21 protein-coding genes, 1 tRNA gene and 1 pseudogene are annotated in these 20,736 nt (G+C 60.1%); 9 read left to right on the top strand and 14 right to left on the bottom strand.

Annotation, left to right across the window (positions count from 1 at the left end; translation table 11 throughout):
- The first annotated feature begins 65 nt into the window (after positions 1-65).
- Entirely contained in the window at positions 66-641 is a 576-nt protein-coding gene (locus tag NBH21_RS04230; protein WP_250912675.1) for a polysaccharide biosynthesis/export family protein, read from the top strand.
- A gap of 3 nt (positions 642-644) precedes the next feature.
- Positions 645-1,796: a glycosyltransferase family 4 protein gene (locus NBH21_RS04225; protein ID WP_250912674.1), complete on the top strand. Its 1,152-nt coding sequence runs from the start codon at positions 645-647 to the stop codon at positions 1,794-1,796.
- A 13-nt stretch (positions 1,797-1,809) separates the two neighbouring features.
- Here the strand turns inward: NBH21_RS04225 and ftsH are convergent, their stop codons facing one another.
- Entirely contained in the window at positions 1,810-3,636 is a 1,827-nt protein-coding gene (gene ftsH / locus NBH21_RS04220) for an ATP-dependent zinc metalloprotease FtsH (RefSeq protein WP_250912673.1), read from the bottom strand.
- Between the two features lie 222 nt (positions 3,637-3,858).
- Here ftsH and NBH21_RS04215 point away from each other — a divergent pair, with 222 nt between their 5' ends.
- The 5 genes from NBH21_RS04215 to NBH21_RS04195 are packed head-to-tail and all read left to right on the top strand — an operon-like array spanning position 3,859 to position 8,360.
- Complete coding sequence (locus NBH21_RS04215) at positions 3,859-5,418, top strand: undecaprenyl-phosphate glucose phosphotransferase (RefSeq protein ID WP_250912672.1); 1,560 nt, start codon at positions 3,859-3,861, stop codon at positions 5,416-5,418.
- A complete protein-coding gene (locus NBH21_RS04210; RefSeq protein ID WP_250912671.1) occupies positions 5,415-6,659 on the top strand; it encodes an O-antigen ligase family protein in 1,245 nt (414 codons plus the stop codon). Before NBH21_RS04215 ends, NBH21_RS04210 begins: the two co-directional genes overlap by 4 nt.
- Positions 6,617-7,804, top strand: a complete 1,188-nt coding sequence (locus NBH21_RS04205; RefSeq protein WP_250912670.1) for a glycosyltransferase — start codon at positions 6,617-6,619, stop codon at positions 7,802-7,804. The genes NBH21_RS04210 and NBH21_RS04205 overlap by 43 nt, the downstream gene beginning before the upstream one ends.
- Before the next feature lie 51 nt (positions 7,805-7,855).
- Complete coding sequence (locus tag NBH21_RS04200) at positions 7,856-8,152, top strand: helix-turn-helix domain-containing protein (RefSeq protein WP_250912669.1); 297 nt, start codon at positions 7,856-7,858, stop codon at positions 8,150-8,152.
- 58 nt (positions 8,153-8,210) lie between these two features.
- Positions 8,211-8,360 (top strand): hypothetical protein, encoded by a 150-nt coding sequence (locus tag NBH21_RS04195; protein WP_250912668.1) that lies wholly within the window; start codon positions 8,211-8,213, stop codon positions 8,358-8,360.
- 85 nt (positions 8,361-8,445) lie between these two features.
- Here NBH21_RS04195 and NBH21_RS04190 read toward each other — a convergent pair whose 3' ends face one another.
- Positions 8,446-9,462, bottom strand: coding sequence for an extracellular catalytic domain type 1 short-chain-length polyhydroxyalkanoate depolymerase (locus NBH21_RS04190; protein ID WP_250912667.1), 1,017 nt, complete (start codon positions 9,460-9,462; stop codon positions 8,446-8,448).
- A 260-nt stretch (positions 9,463-9,722) separates the two neighbouring features.
- Positions 9,723-9,799, bottom strand: a tRNA-Pro gene (locus tag NBH21_RS04185).
- Between the two features lie 411 nt (positions 9,800-10,210).
- Between NBH21_RS04185 and NBH21_RS04180 the strand changes: the two genes are divergently transcribed.
- Positions 10,211-10,771: a transglutaminase-like cysteine peptidase gene (locus NBH21_RS04180; protein ID WP_250912666.1), complete on the top strand. Its 561-nt coding sequence runs from the start codon at positions 10,211-10,213 to the stop codon at positions 10,769-10,771.
- Between the two features lie 44 nt (positions 10,772-10,815).
- Here the strand turns inward: NBH21_RS04180 and NBH21_RS04175 are convergent, their stop codons facing one another.
- The 7 genes and pseudogenes from NBH21_RS04175 to NBH21_RS26225 form a co-directional block, all read right to left on the bottom strand.
- The gene (locus NBH21_RS04175) at positions 10,816-11,355 is read right to left on the bottom strand and encodes a MerR family transcriptional regulator (protein WP_250912665.1); all 540 of its coding nucleotides are present in this window, start codon (positions 11,353-11,355) and stop codon (positions 10,816-10,818) included.
- A gap of 115 nt (positions 11,356-11,470) precedes the next feature.
- The gene (locus tag NBH21_RS04170; protein ID WP_099057427.1) at positions 11,471-11,809 is read right to left on the bottom strand and encodes an integration host factor subunit alpha; all 339 of its coding nucleotides are present in this window, start codon (positions 11,807-11,809) and stop codon (positions 11,471-11,473) included.
- Between the two features lie 109 nt (positions 11,810-11,918).
- Entirely contained in the window at positions 11,919-12,890 is a 972-nt protein-coding gene (locus tag NBH21_RS04165; protein ID WP_250912664.1) for a beta-ketoacyl-ACP synthase III, read from the bottom strand.
- 21 nt (positions 12,891-12,911) lie between these two features.
- Positions 12,912-13,958: a phosphate acyltransferase PlsX gene (gene plsX, locus NBH21_RS04160; protein ID WP_250912663.1), complete on the bottom strand. Its 1,047-nt coding sequence runs from the start codon at positions 13,956-13,958 to the stop codon at positions 12,912-12,914.
- Between the two features lie 99 nt (positions 13,959-14,057).
- The gene (locus NBH21_RS04155) at positions 14,058-14,615 is read right to left on the bottom strand and encodes a YceD family protein (RefSeq protein ID WP_250912662.1); all 558 of its coding nucleotides are present in this window, start codon (positions 14,613-14,615) and stop codon (positions 14,058-14,060) included.
- A 1-nt stretch (position 14,616) separates the two neighbouring features.
- Positions 14,617-15,120 (bottom strand): ubiquinol-cytochrome C chaperone family protein, encoded by a 504-nt coding sequence (locus NBH21_RS04150; protein ID WP_425340385.1) that lies wholly within the window; start codon positions 15,118-15,120, stop codon positions 14,617-14,619.
- A pseudogene (locus tag NBH21_RS26225) lies at positions 15,093-15,191 on the bottom strand (hypothetical protein); the annotation flags it as partial. The gene NBH21_RS04150 and the pseudogene NBH21_RS26225, both read right to left, overlap by 28 nt.
- 241 nt (positions 15,192-15,432) lie before the next feature.
- On the opposite strand from NBH21_RS26225, the gene NBH21_RS04145 reads away from it, so the two are divergent.
- Positions 15,433-15,930: an outer membrane protein assembly factor BamE gene (locus tag NBH21_RS04145; protein ID WP_425340372.1), complete on the top strand. Its 498-nt coding sequence runs from the start codon at positions 15,433-15,435 to the stop codon at positions 15,928-15,930.
- A gap of 76 nt (positions 15,931-16,006) precedes the next feature.
- On the opposite strand, the gene NBH21_RS04140 is transcribed toward NBH21_RS04145, so the two are convergent.
- From NBH21_RS04140 to ribH, 4 genes are all read right to left on the bottom strand, one after another.
- On the bottom strand, positions 16,007-18,145 hold the full coding sequence (locus tag NBH21_RS04140) for a sodium-translocating pyrophosphatase (RefSeq protein ID WP_250912659.1): 2,139 nt from the start codon (positions 18,143-18,145) through the stop codon (positions 16,007-16,009).
- 151 nt (positions 18,146-18,296) lie between these two features.
- On the bottom strand, positions 18,297-19,526 hold the full coding sequence (locus NBH21_RS04135) for an MFS transporter (RefSeq protein ID WP_250912658.1): 1,230 nt from the start codon (positions 19,524-19,526) through the stop codon (positions 18,297-18,299).
- An 18-nt stretch (positions 19,527-19,544) separates the two neighbouring features.
- A complete protein-coding gene (gene nusB / locus NBH21_RS04130; protein ID WP_163904762.1) occupies positions 19,545-20,024 on the bottom strand; it encodes a transcription antitermination factor NusB in 480 nt (159 codons plus the stop codon).
- A gap of 6 nt (positions 20,025-20,030) precedes the next feature.
- Positions 20,031-20,489: a 6,7-dimethyl-8-ribityllumazine synthase gene (gene ribH / locus NBH21_RS04125; RefSeq protein WP_250912657.1), complete on the bottom strand. Its 459-nt coding sequence runs from the start codon at positions 20,487-20,489 to the stop codon at positions 20,031-20,033.
- Positions 20,490-20,736 lie beyond the last annotated feature (247 nt).

The raw sequence follows: 20,736 nt of genomic DNA, 5'->3' as shown, positions 1-20,736 counted from the left end.
CTCGCGTTAACCCTAATCGAATGATAACGAAGCATCGGAATTCTGTACCGGGAGCGCGTCGGCGCATGTCATCGTTTGGTGTTAAGGGAATAGTCTGGCTGCTCGCCGCGCTGGCTCTCGCCGTGCTGGGCGGCTGCGCGACATATAAGCCTGCGCCCAAGGTCTTTCATGAGGCGACGATACAGCCCTACCGGCTCGACAGCGGCGACCGGCTCCGGGTCACCGTCTTCGAACAGGCAAGCCTGACCAACACCTATACCGTCGACCAGGCCGGCTATATCGCCTTCCCGCTGGTTGGACAGGTGGCCGCCCGCGGCGCGACCCTGCCCCAGCTCGAAGGCGTGATCGCCCAGAAACTTCGCCAGGGGTATCTGCGCGATCCCGACGTCTCCATCGAGATCGACCGCTACCGTTCCATCTTCGTCATGGGCGAAGTCGGCCAGCCGGGTCAGTATGCCTATGTACCCGGCATGACGGTGCTTAATGCGATCGCCGTTTCCGGCGGCTTCTCCACCCGCGCCAACCAGCGTGATGTCGATGTCACCCGAAAGATCAACGGGGAGATTCTGACCGGCCGCGTGCCGATCACCGATCCCATTCTTGCCGGCGATACGATCTACGTCAGAGAGCGGCTTTTCTGATCGATGCCGCCCCCCTCACCCCTACGCATCGTGCACTGTTTCCGGTCCCCGATTGGCGGCATCTTCCGCCATGTGCGTGACCTTGCGGAACAGCATGCGCGCGCGGGACATGAGGTCGGCATCCTGTGCGACAGCTCGACCGGTAGCGAGCATGAAGACCGGATGTTCGAGCAGATCCGGCCGTATCTGTCGCTGGGCCTGACGCGCATGCCGATCCAGCGTTCGATAGGGTTCAGCGATGCTGCGGCATTGCATGCCAGTTACAAAGAAATAAGGAGCTTGCAGCCGAATGTGTTGCACGGCCACGGCGCCAAGGGCGGCGCGGTCGCACGCATCATCGGCTCAGCCTTGCGGGTCAAAAAGTATAGCGTTGCCCGCGTCTATTCGCCCCATGGGGGCAGTCTGCATTTCGATCCGAAATCGATGGCGGGCCAGGGGGTGTTTGCAGCCGAGCGCCTGCTCGAGCGCATGACGGACGCACTGGTCTTCGTCTGCGAATACGAACGCCAGACATATGTGCGGAAAATCGGACGGCCACGCTGCGCCGACCGGATGGTCTATAACGGCATCAGTGACAGGGATTTCCTTCGCATACCGCCCCGTTCCGACGGCGTGCACTTCCTCTACCTGGGCATGCTTCGCGATCTCAAGGGACCGGATGTCTTCATCGACGCCTTTGCCCGCACCGAACGCATGGTCGGGCACCCGCTAAGCGCCCTCATCATCGGTGACGGACCGGATCGCGACAAATACGACGCCATGATGCAGCAGCGCGGGCTCGGTCGCCGCATCGGCCTTCTGCCTGCCATGCCGGTCAAGGACGCGTTCGCCATGTCCGACACTGTCGTCGTCCCGTCCCGCGCCGAGGCAATGCCCTACATCGTACTGGAAGCGCTCGGAGCCGGAAAAACCGTCATCGCATCGCGGGTCGGCGGAGTTCCTGAAGCGCTCGGCACCGAAAGCGAGGCGCTGGTGGAACCGGGCAATGCCGAGGATCTGGCTCGTGTGATGACGAAAGCCATCACCACCCAGGGGTGGGGAACCGCGACCATGCCGGATCCGGAGGCCTTCAAGGCAAAGTTCTCCGCATCCACCATGGCAGACCAGATCGCCAGCCTTTACCGGGAACGTCTCGACGCGACACTCCTGAACTGACAGACGCAGCCGGTCATGCTGCCGGGGCGCTCGCAATCGCACTGCTACGCGTCAATGGCGGAAAATCGGCGGGCGTCAGTGTCTCCTTTTCAAGCAGCAGCCTGGAGCCGCTTTCCAGTTCGGAATGCCGCCCCTCCAGCACATGTTTCGCCTGCTGATAGGCATCATCGATCATCGAACGCACGGCAAGATCCACCTCACGCGCAGTGGCCTCGGAGTAGTCCTTAGGCCGCATGCGCATCTGGCCGTCGTCCAGCCACTGGTTACGCTGCGGTTCCAGAACCGCCTGTCCAACTGAGGCATCCATGCCAAAGCGGGTGACGATCTCGCGGGCAATATCGGTCACCTTGGCAAGATCGTCGGATGCACCCGTCGATATCTCTCCGAAGACAATATCCTCGGCCGCGCGACCAGCCAGTAGGACCACCATACGTTCCTTGAGCTCGTCGAAGGTGATCAGGAAGCGGTCCTCCGTCGGACGTTGCAGAGTGTAGCCAAGCGCCCCTATGGAGCGGGGAATGATCGAGACCTTCTGCACGGGATCGGCGGTCTTGAGCGCGGAGGCGACTAGGGCATGGCCCATCTCGTGATAGGCAACGCGGCGCCGCTCCTCTGGATTGAGAATGCGGCTGCGCCGTTCGGTGCCGGCGATCACCCGCTCGACGGCCGCGACGAAGTCCTCCATCGCCACCTTGCCGGCGCTGCGGCGGGTAGCGAGGATCGCCGCCTCGTTGATCAGGTTCGCGAGGTCGGCGCCGGTGAAGCCCGGTGTCAGCCCCGCGATCGCGTCGATATCGACATCCCGGTCGATGACGACGTTCTTCATGTGCACCGCGAGGATCGCCGCGCGGCCCTTTCGGTCCGGGCGGTCGATCACCACCTGCCGGTCGAAGCGGCCGGCGCGCATCAGGGCCTGATCGAGAATCTCGGGACGATTGGTCGCGGCAAGCAGTACGATACCGACGCGCGGGTCGAAACCGTCGAGCTCAGCGAGCAGCTGGTTGAGCGTCTGTTCCTTCTCGTCATTGCCGCCGAAACCGCCGAACGAATTGCGCGCTCGACCGAGCGCATCGAGTTCATCGATGAAGATGATGCAGGGGGCTGCGGCTCTGGCCTGCTCGAACAGATCTCGCACGCGGGCGGCGCCGACACCGACGAACATCTCGACGAACTCAGAACCCGAAATGGAGAAGAAGGGAACGCCCGCCTCGCCGGCCACTGCGCGCGCCATCAGCGTCTTGCCGGTGCCGGGCGGACCAACAAGCAGGATGCCCTTCGGAATACGCGCCCCGAGCCGGCCATAGCGATCCTTGTCCTTTAGGAAGGAAACGATCTCCTCCAGCTCTGCCTTCGCTTCGTCGATGCCGGCGACATCGTCGAAGGTCACGCCAGTCTTGCGCTCGAGATAGATCTTGGCCCGCGACTTTCCAATGTTGATCAGGCCTCCCATGCCCTGGCGCTCGGCAATACCCTTGAAGAAGAAGGACCACAGGGCAAAAAAGACGACGACCGGCAGAACCCATGACAAGATAGTTGTGAGCCAGTTGCTGTCGCTTGCTCCTCTGATCTTCACGCCGGCTTTTTCAAAGAGTTCCGCGAAGGCCGGATCGACTCGGTTCGCCACGAAATACTTGCGACCGTCCTGCGGCTCCTTGTACTCGCCCTGCACCGTCGTTTCAGTGAGCGTAACAGAAGCAACCTTGCCCTGGTTCACCGCATCCAGCATCTCCGTGTAGGTGAGTTGCGCGTAGTCGCGGTAACCGATCCAGGCCTGAAACAGAAGCAGCAACGAGAAGGCGAAGAGAAAGTAGCCGAGGTTGAAAACGTGTTTCTTTTCCATGCGGGAGCGCCTCTCACAAAGTCATAGGCAAAGAAGTCTTCCATTGCACGATCCATCCCGCAAGACGTTGATTTCCGTCAAATCGCGGACGGAGAGTGGAGCCGGTATAACTGTATCAAAACATGACGGATATTTCGCCGTTCCATCGGTTTTTCTGTACCTGATCAAACGTTTCTTAGGACCTTTCCCGTAGGCTGCGACCGCAAAAGGTGAGATCCTCAAATGAACCAGATGGAAAAGTCCGAGCAGTTCGACGTTGACGCGCTGCGCAAGAAGATCTCGGAAAATGCTGCCATGGGCGATGCCAAGCCCGGCGCGGCGGAGAACGTCGAGATGAATCCGCTGGCACGCCAGATTGCTGGGCAGTTTCAGGAATCCAACTATTCCCCGACGATCATCACCGGCCAGCTCCGACTGCTGGAATTCCTCTGCCTGCTCGCCTTCGGCCTCGGCATCCACTACTTCATCTCCGTCAATCCGGCAGAGCATTTCATCGGCATACTGGCTATCAGCCTGATCGGATCGGGTGTTGCCCTGCTGTTGCTACAAGCCGCCGATTGCTATCACATTTCATCGCTGCGGACGCCGCTACGCTCCATGGGACGCTATTTCGGCGCATGGACAGTGGCGTTGGCACTCGTTGCCCTGTCGCTCTTGATCTTCATCAGTAACGGCGTCGATTTCCAGGACTGGTTCGTCATCTGGTACGGCAGCGGCCTTGCCTTCCTGTTCGTCGAGCGCAATCTCGTCGGCTTCGCCATTCGCCGCTGGGGCCGCAACGGTGTGATGGAACGCCGCGCCGTCATCGTCGGTGGCGGCCAGCCGGCCAAGGACCTGATCCGCGCGCTGGAACAGCAGCCAGAGAACGATATCCGCATCTGCGGTATTTTCGATGACCGCGGTTCAGCCCGTTCGCCTGATGTGGTCGCAGGCTATCCGAAGCTCGGCACCGTTGCCGAACTCGTCGAATTCGCCCGTCTTGCGCGCATCGACATGCTGATCATTTCGCTGCCGCTCAGCGCCGAGGCCCGCATCCTGCAGCTTCTCAAGATGCTCTGGGTCCTGCCAACCGACGTGCGGCTCGCTGCCCATTCCAACAGCCTGCGTTTTCGTCCGCGCTCCTATTCCCATGTCGGCGCAGTACCGATGCTCGACATTCTAGACAAGCCGATCCGCGACTGGGACTCGGTGGCAAAACGCATCTTCGATATCTTCTTCAGCCTCGTGGCCCTCTCGCTCCTGTGGCCGGTGTTCATTGGCACCGCCATCGCGATCAAGCTGAACTCCAAGGGGCCGGTCTTCTTCATGCAGAAGCGCCATGGCTTCAACAACGAGGTCATCAACGTCTTCAAGTTCCGTTCGATGTATACCGAGATGAGCGACCCCTCGGCCCGTCAGGCGGTCACCAAGGGCGACCCGCGCGTCACGAAGGTCGGACGGTTCATCCGCAAGTCGTCGATCGACGAACTGCCCCAACTCTTCAACGTGTTGCGCGGCGATCTTTCGCTCGTCGGTCCGCGCCCGCACGCCGTCTCCGCCGCGACCCATGACCGGGTCTATGCGGAAGTCGTCGACGGCTATTTCGCCCGCCATCGCGTCAAGCCCGGCGTGACCGGATGGGCGCAGATCAACGGCTGGCGCGGTGAAATCGACAGCGACGACAAGATCAAGTACCGGACAGCATACGACCTCTACTATATCGAAAACTGGTCGCTGCTTTTCGATCTCAAGATCCTGTTCCTGACCCCCATCCGGCTGTTGAACACGGAAAACGCCTATTGAGTACGATCGAGTTTCAGGCTCCCGTCGTTTTCAGGCCACAGCGCGCGGCACTGGCGATCATCGGTTCCGCGATGGTCGCCTTCGGCGTCTTCCTGTCCGGATTCGTCATTTCGGAACCAGCCCCCTATGAACTGGTTCTGGTGATTCAGGTCGCGATCTGGTTCCTTCTCGGGCTGAAGATTTCCCGCGCGGTTGCCCCCCTCCTGGCATTCCTGCTGGTGTTCAACATCGGCGGTATCCTCTCGCTCACGGTGATGCGGGATCTGGCCGAAGGGCCGATGTACCTCGCCGTCTCCACCTTTCTGGCGCTGACCTCGGTGTTTTATGCGGCAATCATCGAGGATGATTACCGGCGGCTGAGGCTGATCTTCCGAGCCTGGGTGGCCGCGGCCGTAATTACAGCCCTGCTCGGCATACTGGGATATTTCCATGCCTTTCCTGGCGCGGAAGCCTTCACCCGCTATGACCGCGCCATGGGTGCCTTTCAGGACCCGAACGTCTTCGGTCCTTTCCTGATCGCACCGTCGCTCCACCTGATTCATGGCCTACTAACCGGCAGGCTTGCCGGAGCACCCTTCAAGATCGCCGGTCTTCTCATCATTGCGCTCGGTGTCTTCCTGTCGTTCTCGCGCGCGGCATGGGCGCTCTTTCTCTTTTCCGCCATCGCGCTGGTGTTGATCCTGCTTCTGAAGGAACGCACCGGAGCCTTCCGGCTGAAGATCCTGTTGCTCTCGCTCACAGCCGTCGTGCTGTTGGTCGTCGCCGTGACGATAGCACTGCAGTTCGAGCAGGTCCGTAACCTGTTCCTCGATCGCACGACGCTGGTGAAGGAATATGACGGCGGCCATCTCGGCCGTTTCGCCCGCCACCGTATCGGCTTCCTGAATGCCATGGAACAACCGCTCGGCATCGGACCAATGGTGTTCAGCAAGATCTTTCCGGAAGACGAGCATAATATCTGGCTGAAATCGCTGACCAGTTACGGCTGGCTCGGCTTCATCTCCTATATCTCGATGATGGCGTGGACAGTCACCATCGGCTTTCGTTACCTGTTGCGCAATCGCCCGTGGCAGCCCTATCTGATGATTTCCTGGATCGTCGTCCTCGGTCACATGATCATCGGCAACGTCATCGACACCGACCACTGGCGGCACTTCTACCTCCTGCTCGGCATCGTCTGGGGCTGTGGCGCGCTCGAATGGCGCTATCAGCGGGCGCAGCGACGATCCATGCCGACATGACCATGCCTGACACGAACTCCCCGTTGCGCATCCTCCAGGTTCTGGAACCGAGCGGCGGCGGCTCCGGCCGCCATTTCGTCGATCTGTGCGCGGGACTGAAAGCGCGCGGTCACGCCGTGACTGCGGTCTACTCGCCTGTGCGGGCGGAGGAACGCTTCGTTGGGGAACTCAAGGCCCTCGATCTCCGGAAGGTCATCGCACTCCCCATGCTGCGGGCTGTCGGTCCTGCCGATGCATCCGCATGGCAAGCATTGGCGCAGGTGGTGCTTGCGGAAGGTCCGTTCGACATCATCCACGGCCACAGCTCCAAGGCCGGCGCGCTGACCCGCATACGCCTTCCCGGTCCACACGTGCCGCGCATCTATACGCCTCATGCCTTCCGCACGATGGACCCGACGCTCGGGGCCAAGGGTCGTCTGCTCTTCGGCAAGGTGGAAAGCCTGCTCGGGCGCTTCTTCACCGATCGCTTGATCTGCGTCTCGCAAAGCGAATACGAACACGCGCTGACGCTCGGCATTCCGGCGGAATTGCTGCGTGTTGTTGTCAATGGCGTGGGGGACATGCCGCAGGGAAATGGCTCGGCGATCCGCGGGCGTTTGGGACTACCGGACGAAGCCATCGTATTCGGTTTCGTTGGTCGCCTCTCCGCGCAGAAGGCGCCGGAAAGGCTGATCGCCGCCTTTACCAAATTAGCAGCGAACCTCCCTAGTGCACGGTTGCTGATGGTGGGACATGGCGAACTGGAACAGGCGATCCGCCTGCAGCTCGAGACCGCCAATCTTGCAGACCGGGTCACCATCACCGCAGATATCACGGGCGCTGAAGTCATGCAGGCGCTCGACGTGCTGGTCATGCCCAGCCGCTATGAAGCGATGTCCTACGTGATGCTGGAAGCGGCAGCGAGTGGATTGCCGATCATCGTCACTGATGTCGGCGGAGCGCGCAATGTCGTCACGCCCGATGAGAACGGCATCATCGTTGCTAACAATGATGCCCCTTCATCGCTCGCGAAAGCGATGGAGACGCTTGCGGACGAGGCAATACGCGCCCGCTTCGCCGGCAATGCCGCCGTCCGCCGCCATTCTTTCGGCCTTGAAGTCATGGTCGATCAGACGCTCGCGGTTTACCGCGAAGTCCTGAGCTGATCCTTCTTTCGAACCGATTGATTTCGGGCGCGATTTCGCCATATTGCTCTTATGGCTACACCCGCTCAAATTCGTGCCGCACGGGCGCTTCTCGGTATCACCGTCGACCAGCTTTCGGCGAAGAGTGGCATTTCTGCATTCCTGATCCTTCAGACCGAAGCCGAAGAGCAGGCCAATGTCGATCCATCGACGCTTTATGCATTGAAGCAGGCGCTGCAGGCTTCCGGCATACTCTTCATCGGCGATGGCGACAGCCCGCCCGGCGGCGTCGGCGTGCGTTTCGCCGAGCGTGGCGAGGAAGATGATGGAGTGCGCCCGGAAGACCTCAACGCCGCGAACGACGACTAGGGGGAACAATTTCCCTCTTTCCGGATTACTGACCTGTTCAAACAGATCAGGAGCAGTCATGAACCGGAATAATGGTCTCTACCTCATCATCGGTGCACTTGCCGTGGTCGTCATCGGCCTCGGATATTATGTTTATCAGGAAGAGACCAAGCCAAAGGGCATCGAACTCAACATTGGCCGCGACGGCGTGTCGATCGAAGAGAACTGAGGCTTCCGCGTTCATCCCCTCCCCCCACGAACATCAGGCAAGCCGGGAATGCGGGTAACCACACCCTGTCCTGCCAGTCGGAAAATCAGACGCTTGCCAGGAATGTCCGCGCCATGTGCAGCGGAGCGCTGAGTTGCCCTTCGATCATAAAAGGCACTCCGACCTCACCCGGCGTCTTGCGGGGTTTCTTCAAAACCGGCAGGCCATGTTCCATGCCATCGACGAGGCAGAATTCGATCAGCGGTCGGCCCGACCTGTCGGACCAGATGCGGGCGGGGCTTCCTTCGATTGAAACCTCCTTGCCGTCCTCCTCGCGAAGCCCGTAGAGATCGAGCCATTGCGTCAGCGCGGCGCGCGCATTGGCGGTAGAGACCACGCGATCGGCGGTACCATGCCAGATGGATATCGTTGGCCGCCAGTTGATTTCGGGTGAGACCGCGCGCACCAGGTCACCCCATTCCTGCGGTGTGCGGTTTGCGCCCGATTTCATCACCGACAGGGCGGTCATCGCGTCGCGGGCGGAGCCGAAGGGCAGACCTGCAACGATCTGGCCGGCAGCAAAGAGATCGGGATAAGTGGCAAGCAGGGCGGAAGCCATGCCGCCGCCGGCAGACAATCCCTGCAGGAAGATGCGGTCGCGATCGATTCCATGCCGCTCGCAGGCGTTTTCGATCATCTGGCGAATCGACATCAACTCGCCGCGGTCGCGCGCCACCGCGCTGGGCCGGAACCAGTTGAAGCAGAGGTTCGGATTGTTGGACTGGCGCTGCTCGGGGTAAAGCAGGACGAAGCCGCCTTCTCTTGCAAGCATGCTCCAGTTGCTGCCCTTGTCGAAATCCGCGGCCGTCTGAAGACATCCGTGCAGGACGACCATCAGCGCCGGCTTGGTCTGTCCCTTGGGAGGCACATATTCCATCATGCGCAGATGCCCGGGATTGGTTCCAAAGCCGGTGATTTCAGTCAGATGCGGACGAGGACCGCGAAGTCTGGGCCGTGCAGGAGCAATCGGCGTTACGACATCCGCGGCGCGGGCCAAACGCTTTTGCCATTTCTTCTGCTGGGCCGTTATGTAGGAAAACGGCACGGGAATTTTCATACGCATGGAAATGCAGTTTCCGTTCTATTGTTCGGCTCTCACTCCCACGGGAAGGCCCGCCACGGATCTGTAACGGCCGCACTCCGCTACTTCGGGTGCAACGCGCTCACACTCCTCCAGCAGCGGACATAGCCCATATAATGCTGCAACGCAGCAATCATAGGGCAGAATCTGGAAAATTTTACCGAAAAACGTCGCAGCAGCGCGTCACAAATCCGGGAAAACCCGGAACTGACGAATAATTTGCTGGGAAATCAAGAATTTAATGGTCGGGGCGGCGGGATTCGAACCCACGACCCCTTGACCCCCAGTCAAGTGCGCTACCGGGCTGCGCTACGCCCCGACCTGCCGTTAAGGCCTGATCCCATTAGGATTTCCGGCTCCGAAGCGCAAGCGGAAAAATGCAGCAGCGGAGAAAAAGAGGAACAAAGCACGGGAAAAGGACAATTGTCGTTCACGAAGTCCCACCAAGCTCCCACCGGACGCTTCCGATGAGTCGCGGATACCCTCCTGATTGCGCGTCCGAGTAGTACCGTTCCCCTCCCCGGTATTGCCCGACGCGGCCCTCGTTCTTTTCCGACACTCATAAATTCACGAGAATATGAGACCTCAATCATGTTGCATTGCGACATATTTTTGCGATTATCACGGAACATTCTCTCTACTCGATGCTTCGGCCTAAGCAGGTGGTCTGCGCCCCGCCGCTCCACCTGTTCCACAGGGTAAACAGCCATGGAGCCGTGAGATGCCTCTCATGACCATCTGCATCCTTGTCGCCGCTGTCGCGATGTTCTTCTCGTGGTCAGCCAGCGAAACCCAAGCCGGGGGGCGCCCTGCGGCGCCCTTTCTCGAAGAAAAGACTCCCGCGATTGCGCCCTATGCGTTTGTAAAGCTTTGCGTAAACGCACCACGCGAATGCCGTCAAAAAGGTGGCGCAAGCCGAACGCAGCTGAACAGAAAGGTGGAGCTCGCCCTGGAGACGGTCAACACAAGCGTGAATCGGGCCATCCGGCCCGGCTCCGACACCAAGGGTAACGACACCTGGCGCCTATCACCCAGATCAGGAGACTGCGAGGACTATGCAGTTACGAAGCGGAAAAAGCTGATTGATCGCGGGCTGCCTCCCCGCTCCATCCGGCTTGCCATGGCGACGACACCCAGCGGCGAAGCGCATGTCGTGGTCATCGTGAAGACGCCAAAGGCCGATCTTGTGCTGGATAACAGGAATGACGAAATCAAGCCGGTCGACGAGGTCGATCTTCACTGGCTGATGATCGAGTCGGCTGACAATCCCAAGCGCTGGCGCTGGCTCTGATCACTTGACCGTGGGCGGTCGCCGCTTTCAGGAAACTGCAAGCCTCAGCGAACCTGATCGAGAAGGCGCTTGCATTCAAGCAGATCGAAGAGCGCCTCCTGCAGCAGAGCCCTGTCTTCCTTGCCCACCGAGCTCTTGCCGACGGAGATTTCAGGCATGCCGTCGTCGCTGCCGCCGAATCCGAAGAATCGCCCGCTGACTCTCGCCTTGGGACGACCGACCACCTGATCCTCATCCGATGGCCCAAGCTTCGGCTCGTCCGATTTCTGGGCATTGGCTGCGATCAGCGCTTCCATGGTGGCATGATCGCCGGTCGCCACCGCCATCACGAACTTGTTACCGTTGGTCTTCAAGAGCTTCTGCACGCCCTTGATGGTGTAGCCCTGATCGTAGAGCAAATGCCTAATGCCCTTCAGAAGCTCGATATCATCAGGCCGGTAATAACGCCGGCCACCACCACGCTTCATAGGCTTGATCTGCGGAAAACGGGTTTCCCAGAAGCGCAGGACATGCTGCGGCAGGTCGAGGTCTTCGGCAACTTCGCTGATGGTGCGGAAGGCGTCCGGGCTCTTATCCAACTGCATGTTCACGCTCCATGGCTCGCGCGGCAACGCGACTCGCCGTTTATTTCAACGATTTGCAGTGATAAATTCAAGCACCCCATTAGGGGTATTCCTCAAGGGAACAATGCCGAGACCGTCAGGAAGCCGGATTTTGCGGCTTCTGCTTGGCCTTGCGCGACAGGTGAGACCGAAGGATCCGCTGCTTGAGCACGTTGGACGCCTTGAACGTCATGACGCGCCGAGGAGAAATCGGCACCTCCTCGCCGGTCTTCGGATTGCGACCGATTCGCTCGTTCTTGCTGCGCACCTGGAAGGTTGCGAAGGAGGAAAGCTTCACGGTCTCGCCACGCACAATGGCGTTGCAGATCTCGTCAATCACGGTCTCGACGAGTTCCGCCGATTCGGTGCGTGAGAGGCCAACTTTGCGAAAGACTGATTCCGCCAAATCCGCTCGCGTCACTGTCTTTCCGGCCATGTGGTCCCGCCCGCATAAATCAATGATCTTGTTGAAGCGTTGTGAGAGTATTGCCCTTGGGCGTGACGGTCAAGCGCTTGTATGAAATCCTTTATTTCGAATCCCAGGCTTACCAGCGCAAGAGGACGGCACCCCAGGTAAACCCGCCGCCCATCGCTTCGAGCATGACGAGATCGCCCTTCTTGATGCGACCGTCACCAGCAGCGACAGCCAGCGCCAACGGAATCGAGGCTGCCGAGGTGTTGCCGTGCAGGTCGACAGTGACAACGACCTTTTCCAAGGGAATGCCGAGCTTCTTCGCCGAGCCGTCGATGATGCGGCGGTTGGCCTGATGCGGCACCAGCCAGTCGAGGTCGTCCGCCGTGGTTCCGGTGGCATCGAACGCCGCCTCAATCACATCGGTAATCATGCCGACAGCGTGCTTGAACACCTCACGCCCCTCCATCCGGAGATGACCGACAGTGCCGGTGGTCGAGGGACCACCATCGACATAGAGCTTTTCCCTGTGCGTGCCATCGGAACGGAGCTGCGAGGTCAGAACGCCACGATCAGTGGTGCGGCCCTCCCCTTCTGCGGCCTCGAGCACGAGCGCACCGGCGCCGTCACCGAAGAGTACGCAGGTGGTGCGATCCGTCCAGTCGAGAATACGGGAAAAGGTTTCCGCGCCGATCACCAGAACGCGCTTGGCCATGCCGCCGCGAATATAGAGATCCGCTGTCGCCATGGCATAGACGAAGCCCGAACAGACGGCCTGAACGTCGAAGGCAAAGCCATGGTGGATGCCGAGCCGATTCTGAATGTTGACTGCAGTCGCGGGGAAGGTGTTGTCCGGGGTGGAAGTCGCACAGATAATCAGGTCGATATCGGCAGCGGCAAGACCGGCATTATCCAGAGCTGCCTTCGCGGCGGCGGCACCTAGCGATGCGGTCGTCTCGCCTTCGCCGGCAATGTACCGCTGGTGAATGCCCGTGCGCTGCACGATCCATTCGTCGGAAGTTTCGACCAGGTCCTCCAATTCGCGATTGGTCATCACCCGCTTCGGAAGAGACGCTCCGAAGCCGCGAACAACTGCACGGATCATATTAGTTTCCTACCCCTAGGATCATGCCGCTTCGGGACCGGCCGCAGAGGGGTGCCGGGCATGATATTTCTTCAGATCGTTTTCTATCTTCTGTGTCAGGCCATTGCGGGCCATGTCATAACCGACGTCGATTGCCGCCGCAAATCCCTCGGAATCCGTTCCGCCATGGCTCTTGATGACGATACCGTTCAGGCCCAGGAAGACGCCGCCGTTTACCTTGCGTGGGTCCATCTTCTCGCGCAGGCGATCAAAGGCGCCCTTGGCAAGAAGATAACCGATCTTGGCGAGCAAGGTCCGTGACATCGCCGCACGCAGATATTCCGCAATCTGGCGGGCGGTGCCTTCTGCGGTCTTCAGGGCTATGTTGCCGGTGAAGCCTTCGGTCACAACCACGTCCACCGTGCCCTTGCCGAGATCGTCGCCTTCTACGAAACCGAAATAGTCGATGGTATCAAGACCCGCCTCGCGGATCAGACGCCCAGCTTCCTTGACTTCTTCCTGTCCCTTGATCTCTTCCACGCCGACATTGAGCAGACCGACGGACGGACGCTCCAGTTCGAAAAGCGCGCGAGCCATGGCTCCACCCATCAGGGCAAAGTCGAGAAGCTGCTGCGCATCGGCGCCGATGGTAGCGCCAACGTCGAGCACGATGCTTTCACCGGAAAGTGTCGGCCAGATGGCGGCGATCGCCGGACGCTCGATGGAAGCCATCGTGCGGAGGCAGAACTTTGCCATGGCCATCAAGGCTCCGGTATTGCCGGCGGAAACGACGACATCAGCCTGACCGGTCTTCACGGCCTCGATGGAACGCCACATGCTGGAGACGTAGCGGCCACGGCGAAGCGCCTGGCTCGGCTTTTCGTCCATGCCGACCGCCACTTCGCAATGATGGAAGACGGACTTTTCCTTCAGCTTCGGATACTGCGCCAGAAGCGGCATGCAGCGCTCCTGCTGACCGAAAAGAATGAACGTCGTGTCGGGATGCCGCTCCAGCGCCTTGGCAGCTCCGGGAATGACGACCTCAGGGCCGAAGTCGCCTCCCATGACGTCGAGAGAAATTCTGATCACTTATATCTGATCCTTCTTTTCGCTGCCGGGCGAAATTTTCGGCCAAAATACCGTTTTTGCCGCCATGCACAACCCACATCGCCGGGTTTCCGCAGCGCTTCAGTCCTTTTTCCAGTCCTTCAGTACCGCGAAAGGCGAAGGTCGCCGATCGTCTTCGACGGCACCTTCCTGATGCCCTCCAAAGGCCACGCCGGGCTTGCGGGGATAAGGGTCGATGGCGAGCGCCGCAAACTCCGCAACCAGAGCACCAGCATCGATGGCGTCGCCGGAAAAGGTCTCAGGCAGATCCGGACCGTCCGGGTCGAAAACCATTTCGCCGGCCTCGTCGGTCACGATGCGCGCCAACTTCGAACCTTCCGGCACGAAGATCTGGTCGATCTCCTGGTCAATCGCGGTGGTGACCGGCTCCAGCGTCACGACGCAGGACTGAACAATCTCGCCCGTCACGCGTCCCTTGATGCGCACGCCGTCCTTCTTCCAGCGGGCGATCTGAAGTTCCGCGGCTAGGCGGTTCACCGCCAGCACCTTCCACAATTGCGCAAGCCAGACGCTTTCGCGCTCATCGGCCTCCACATGCACCTGCACCGGATTGGCCGATATATGGCCCACCTTCACGAGATATGTGAAGCCACCAGCATCCTTCCTGTTCGTCGTCATATCAGTGTGTTCCTCCGGGAACCACAAGTCGGGCGGATCCGGTTTCGATCACATCCTCGCCCAGACCGGCCAATGCATGTTCGGCCTCGATCATCCAATCGGCCAGACCCTGCATTGAAGGCGCGGTCTCCACCGTTTCCGGGTATATATTGCGTCGAAGCGCCGTCGCCAACTCCTCGCGCTCACCTTTGTCGAGGCAGGACGCATAGGCTTCGAGGCGACCATAAAACATACCGGCGAGTTTCTTCATGCGTTTCGGCACACCCTGATCGCCGATGCCGAGTTCGCGGATGGAATGATCGACATCCTGAAAAAAGGCGTCGACGATTTCCTGGGCGATTTCCTGGCCGCTACGGGGCGAGCGGGCGGTACGGCGAAAAAACAAAATCAGGACGACGGACAGCATTTCGAAGCGGCCCATAACGGTATCCGGCACGCCGAGATCGGTATAGAAGAATGGCGTGCGAGCGATAGATGTCAGCGCCGCATACTGGCGCTCGACAATGAGCCGGTTATGCTTTTTCTGCCGAAAGAAGCCGAATACCATTCAATTCCACCAAAAAGAACCGCAGGAACAAGCCTGCCTGCCCATGCTCTTGTTGCATGATTGCGAAAGCTGGTTTACCGAAGCAGGCGTGAATTGCAATGCCGTTTCTGCCTGCCTGCGACAGCCGGCACGGCATCACCGGTCTCCGATCGCCGGACCGAAAGCGAGTTTGTCGCAGCCGGCCGTTCGTCCCCGGAAAGGCCACAATGGTATGCGCAACAGGTTTGCGGACGTTTCTCCGGAACGTCCATCTCTAGAGTCATGGGAGACTTGCGGTTGGAAATGCGGTACCTCAGATCGAACAGAAACGTTCTCGGATGCACTGCTGTCGCGCTTGCTGTGGCGGTCGGAAGCCTTTCGGGTTGCACCACCCAGGAGGTCTTCCATAACGGTTACGTGGTAGACCAGAGCGCTCTCGACCTCGTGCCGGTCGGCTCCAGCCGCGAGCAGGTGCTGCTGTCGCTCGGCACGCCGTCCACGACCGCGACCTTCGACGGCGAAGTCTTCTATTACATTTCTCAGACGCGCACCCGCTCGGCCGCCTTCATGAAGCAGCGGCTTGTAGAACAGCAAATCCTCGCCATCTATTTTGACAAGGACGGCGTTGTGTCGCAGCGCGCGAACTACACCATGAAGGACGGCAAGGTCTTCGACATGATCTCCCGCACCACTCCGACGGGCGGCAAGGATCTCACCTTCCTGCAGCAGATTCTCTCCGGCGGCGGCGGCGCAGCCAACAGCATCAAGAACATGCTGGGTGGTACCTGACCGAACGGCAGGAGACAAAAAAGAAAACCGCGGAACATCGTTCCGCGGTTTTTTCGTTTGAATATAATTGCCAGCCTCAACCAGCCAGCACGGCCAGCAATAACAGTGCAACGATATTGGTGATCTTGATCGCCGGGTTGACCGCCGGGCCGGCAGTATCCTTGTAAGGATCGCCAACCGTGTCACCGGTGACGGATGCCTTGTGGGCCTCCGATCCCTTCAGATGCTTGACGCCGTCCTTGTCGATGAAGCCATCTTCGAAGCTCTTCTTAGCGTTGTCCCAGGCGCCGCCGCCTGAGGTCATGGAGATCGCCACGAAGAGGCCGTTGACGATGACCCCAAGCAGCGACGCGCCAAGGGCTGCGAAGGCGGAAGCCTTGGAGCCGGAAATCAGCAGCACGCCGAAATAGACGACGAGCGGAGCCAGCACGGGCAGCAGCGAGGGAACAATCATCTCGCGGATCGCGGCCTTGGTCAGCATGTCGACTGCGCGGCCATAGTCCGGCTTGACTGTCCCTTGCATGATGCCCGGATTTTCACGGAACTGTCGACGAACCTCTTCGACAATCGAGCCCGCTGCGCGGCCGACAGCCGTCATCGCGATGCCGCCGAACAGGTAGGGGATGAGGCCACCAAAGATCAGGCCGGCCACCACATACGGGTTGGAAAGATCGAACGAAATTGACCCGATGCCCGAAAAATACGGGTATTTGTCACTGTTGGCAGCAAAATACTGCAGGTCGTTGGAATAGGCGGCGAAGAGCACGAGCGCGCCAAGGCCTGCCGAACCGATCGCATAGCCCTTGGTCACCGCCTTGGTGGTGTTACCAACGGCGTCGAGCGCGTCGGTGGACTTGCGCACTTCCGGCGGAAGGTGCGACATTTCCGCGATACCGCCTGCGTTATCGGTCACGGGGCCGAATGCATCTAGTGCCACGATCATGCCGGCAAGGCCGAGCATGGTGGTCACGGCGATTGCGGTGCCGAAGAGGCCGGCAAGCTGGAAGGTGGCGATGATGCCGCCGACGATGACGATTGCCGGAAGTGCCGTCGATTCCAGCGAAACGGCAAGCCCTTGGATGACGTTGGTGCCGTGGCCGGTCACGGAAGCCTGCGCGATGGAATTGACCGGGCGCTTGTTGGTGCCGGTGTAGAATTCGGTGATCACGACGATCAGGGCCGTCACAACGAGACCGAGAATGCCGCAGATGAACAGGTTCCAGCCCGTAATGTCCTGGCCTCCGACGATGCCGACCGAACCCCAGCCGACGGTCAGCGACGTGGCGGCGCCGAGACCGAGAATCGACAGGATGCCGGTGACGATCAGGCCCTTGTAGAGGGCTCCCATGATCGAGCCGTTCGTCCCGAGCTTGACGAAGAAGGTGCCGATGATCGAGGTGACGATGCAGGCGCCGCAGATTGCCAGAGGATAAGTCATGGCGATTTCGAGCATCGGCGAACCGGCGAAGAAGATCGCGGCCAGAACCATGGTGGCGACGACAGATACCGCGTAGGTCTCGAACAGGTCGGCCGCCATGCCGGCGCAGTCGCCGACATTGTCGCCGACGTTATCGGCAATGGTTGCAGGATTGCGCGGGTCGTCTTCCGGGATACCGGCCTCGACCTTGCCCACGAGGTCGCCGCCAACGTCGGCGCCCTTGGTGAAGATACCGCCGCCGAGACGGGCGAAAATCGAGATCAGCGAAGCGCCAAAACCAAGGGCTACGAGCGAATCGATAACCTCACGGGAACCGCTCTCATGGCCGAGTATCGCGGTCAGAATGTAGAAATAGATGGAAACGCCGAGAAGGGCTAGACCGGCCACCAGCATGCCGGTGATGGCTCCGGACTTGAAGGCGATGTCGAGACCGGCTGAAAGGCTCTGGGATGAGGCCTGCGCGGTGCGCACATTGGCGCGGACCGAAACATGCATGCCGATGAAGCCGGCGGCGCCGGAAAGCACCGCACCGATCAGAAAGCCGATCGCAGCAGTCGGGGAAAGAAGGATCCAGGCGGCGATGAAAACAACGGCACCCACGATGGCAATCGTCAGATACTGGCGAGCGAGGTAGGCCTGGGCGCCTTCACGAATATAGCCCGCAATCTCCTGCATGCGTGCGGTGCCCTGATCGGCTGCCAGCACGGAGCGCGTGGCCCAGATCGCATAGGCCACAGACAGAAGACCGCATAAAATAACAACTGGTAGAACTGTCATTCGCAATACCCTCCCGTATTGCCCGCGCCTCACTCCTCGCGGGCGGTGACATCCGGACTCGGCCCCCTCCTCCGAGGTCGTCCGGCTTGGGGCGAGATTGCTTCGCGCTTTCCTTTACGTCAAGTCCCGCTGGTGTCGCATCACTTGGAGTTCAACCCTTCCTTGCGGCGGCAGTTGCGCGCATCTGCAGGACAACCAGGATGAGGCAGACGATGGTGACGGGCCAGACGACGAGGTTCATGACAGACCAGCCGAATGCCGTGAAAACCTTGCCGGAAGAAAAGGAGGAAAGCGCCACGGTGCCGAACAGGATGATATCGTGAAAGCCTTGCACCTTGTCGGCCTCATGCGGCCGATAGCTCGAGGCGACGATGGCGGTTGCGCCGATGAAGCCGAAATTCCAGCCAACGCCAAGCAGCACCAGCGCGCCCCAGAAGTTCCAGAGTTCGACTCCCATATGTGCGACGATCGCGCAGGCCATCAGAATGAGGAGACCGGCGGCCACCACCTTCTCCGTGCCGAAACGGGAGATCAGCATGCCGGTAAAGAAGCTCGGGGCGAACATGGCGATGACATGCCACTGGATGCCGAGCGTTGCGAGTTCGGAAGAGAAGCCGCAGCCGATGACCATGGCGAGCGGCGCGCCGGTCATCATGAAGGTCATCAATGCATAGGAGCTGATGCCGCAGATCATGCCGGTGATGAAGCGCTGGTTGGTGACAATTTCGCGTAGTGGCCTTGCCGGCTCGCCGTTCTCGCCGGTCTTTCCAGCCGCATCGGGCAGCTTCAGAAAAGCCAGAACCACGATCGCCAGCAGCATCAGCGGCACCAAGCCGATGAACGCGCCGGCGAAGGTGACCGGGGCCATCGCATCCTTCAGCCAGATGGCGAGTTGCGGCCCGACGATTGCCGATACGATGCCGCCGGCAAGAATCCAGGAGATAGCCTTGCCCTTGTAGAAGCTGGGCGAGGCATCGGCTGCGGCGAAACGGATCTTCTGGGTGAAGCCGCCCGAAAGACCGATCAGCATGAGCCCGAAAGCAAAGAGCCAGAAATCGGAGCGGAAAAGCGCAAGTGCCGCCACCGCGCCACCGGTCGCCCCCATCATTGCACCGAGCATGAAGCTTTCGCGTCGCCCCAGAAAGCGTGAAGCGACCGCCACGACGATCGCGCCGAGCGCCACGCCGACGTTGAAACCGGTGAGCGGCGCGGTAGCGAGAGACTTGTCCGCTCCGAGAAGCTGGAAACCAGCAAGGCCACCGACAGCAAAGCTGAGCGGAGCAGCCGAGCCCAGAATGGACTGGGCCGCGGCGAGGAGAAAGACATTGCGTCTGGCAGACCGCAACTGGCCTTCCAACCCCCGAGGCTCAGCAGCGGTCATTCCCGTCAGTCCTTCAGATTATTTATTTGCCGGAGCGCGCACCTGCTTGGCGATGCGGTCGAGGACTGCATTGACGAGCTTCGGCTCATCCTGCTCGAAGAATGCGCGGGCGATTTCGACATATTCCGTGACGATCACAGCAATCGGCACATCCTTGCGCTCGAGCAGTTCAAACGTGCCGGCACGCAGAATGGCGCGGACAGTGCTGTCGATGCGAGACAGAGCCCAGTCGTCCTGCAACGCCTGACGGATCATCGGGTCGATGGTCTTCTGGTCACGCACGACGCCTGCGACGATGGAGCGGAACCAGGAGGGATCGGCCTTCAGGTAGGTATCACCATCGATCTCCTGACCGAGACGGTGGGCTTCGTATTCGGCGACCACTTCAAGTACGCCAGTGCCACCGATATCCATCTGGTAGAGCGCCTGCACAGCGGCAAGGCGCGCTGCCCCGCGCTGGTTGGCGGATTTCACCGGCTGGTTTTCTTCCTTCGACATGTTTCGTCAGTTACCCAGTTTTTCTTTCAGCGCGATCATCGTCAGCGCAGCGCGAGCGGCGAAGCCACCCTTGTCCTTGTCGGAACGGCGAACGCGGGCCCAGGCCTGGTCATCGTTCTCTACCGTCAGGATGCCGTTGCCGATCGCGAGCGATTCGGAGACGGCGAGATCCATGATCGCACGGGAGGATTCGTTCGCGACGATATCGAAATGATAGGTTTCGCCACGAATGACCAAGCCGAGCGCCACGAAACCATCGTAGACCGTGCCTTCATCATCCGCCGCATCGAGCGCCATGGCAATTGCCGGCGGAATTTCAAGTGCGCCGGGAACGGTCACGACGTCATAGGTCGCTCCGGCTTCCTTGAGGGCAAAGGTTGCGCCTTCCAGAAGCGCGTCTGCCATATCATCGTAGAACCGTGCCTCGACGATCAGAAGATGCGGTGCGGATTTCTTCTTTGCCATGATTACGATCCCGGTTTTCAAGAGAGTGCGGCCATTGGCCAGTCAGTGGGGTCAAACCACGGCGCATCGCCAATGGCAAGTGTTTTTAGCTGAAAGACCATCGGTGACAGGCACTACCTCCTCCCTCGAACAATCATTTGCCGGAACAAAACCCACCGCCCGAAGCTTTAAGCTGCAGTCACAACGACGTAGCGAAGGCAGCGCAGCTGTTGCCGCCGCCACAGACAAGGGAGGATTTTAAATGGGT

This window comes from Ciceribacter sichuanensis (assembly GCF_024055605.1).
GTDB lineage: Bacteria > Pseudomonadota > Alphaproteobacteria > Rhizobiales > Rhizobiaceae > Allorhizobium > Allorhizobium sichuanense.
This window is presented reverse-complemented; position numbering and strand designations above follow the sequence as displayed.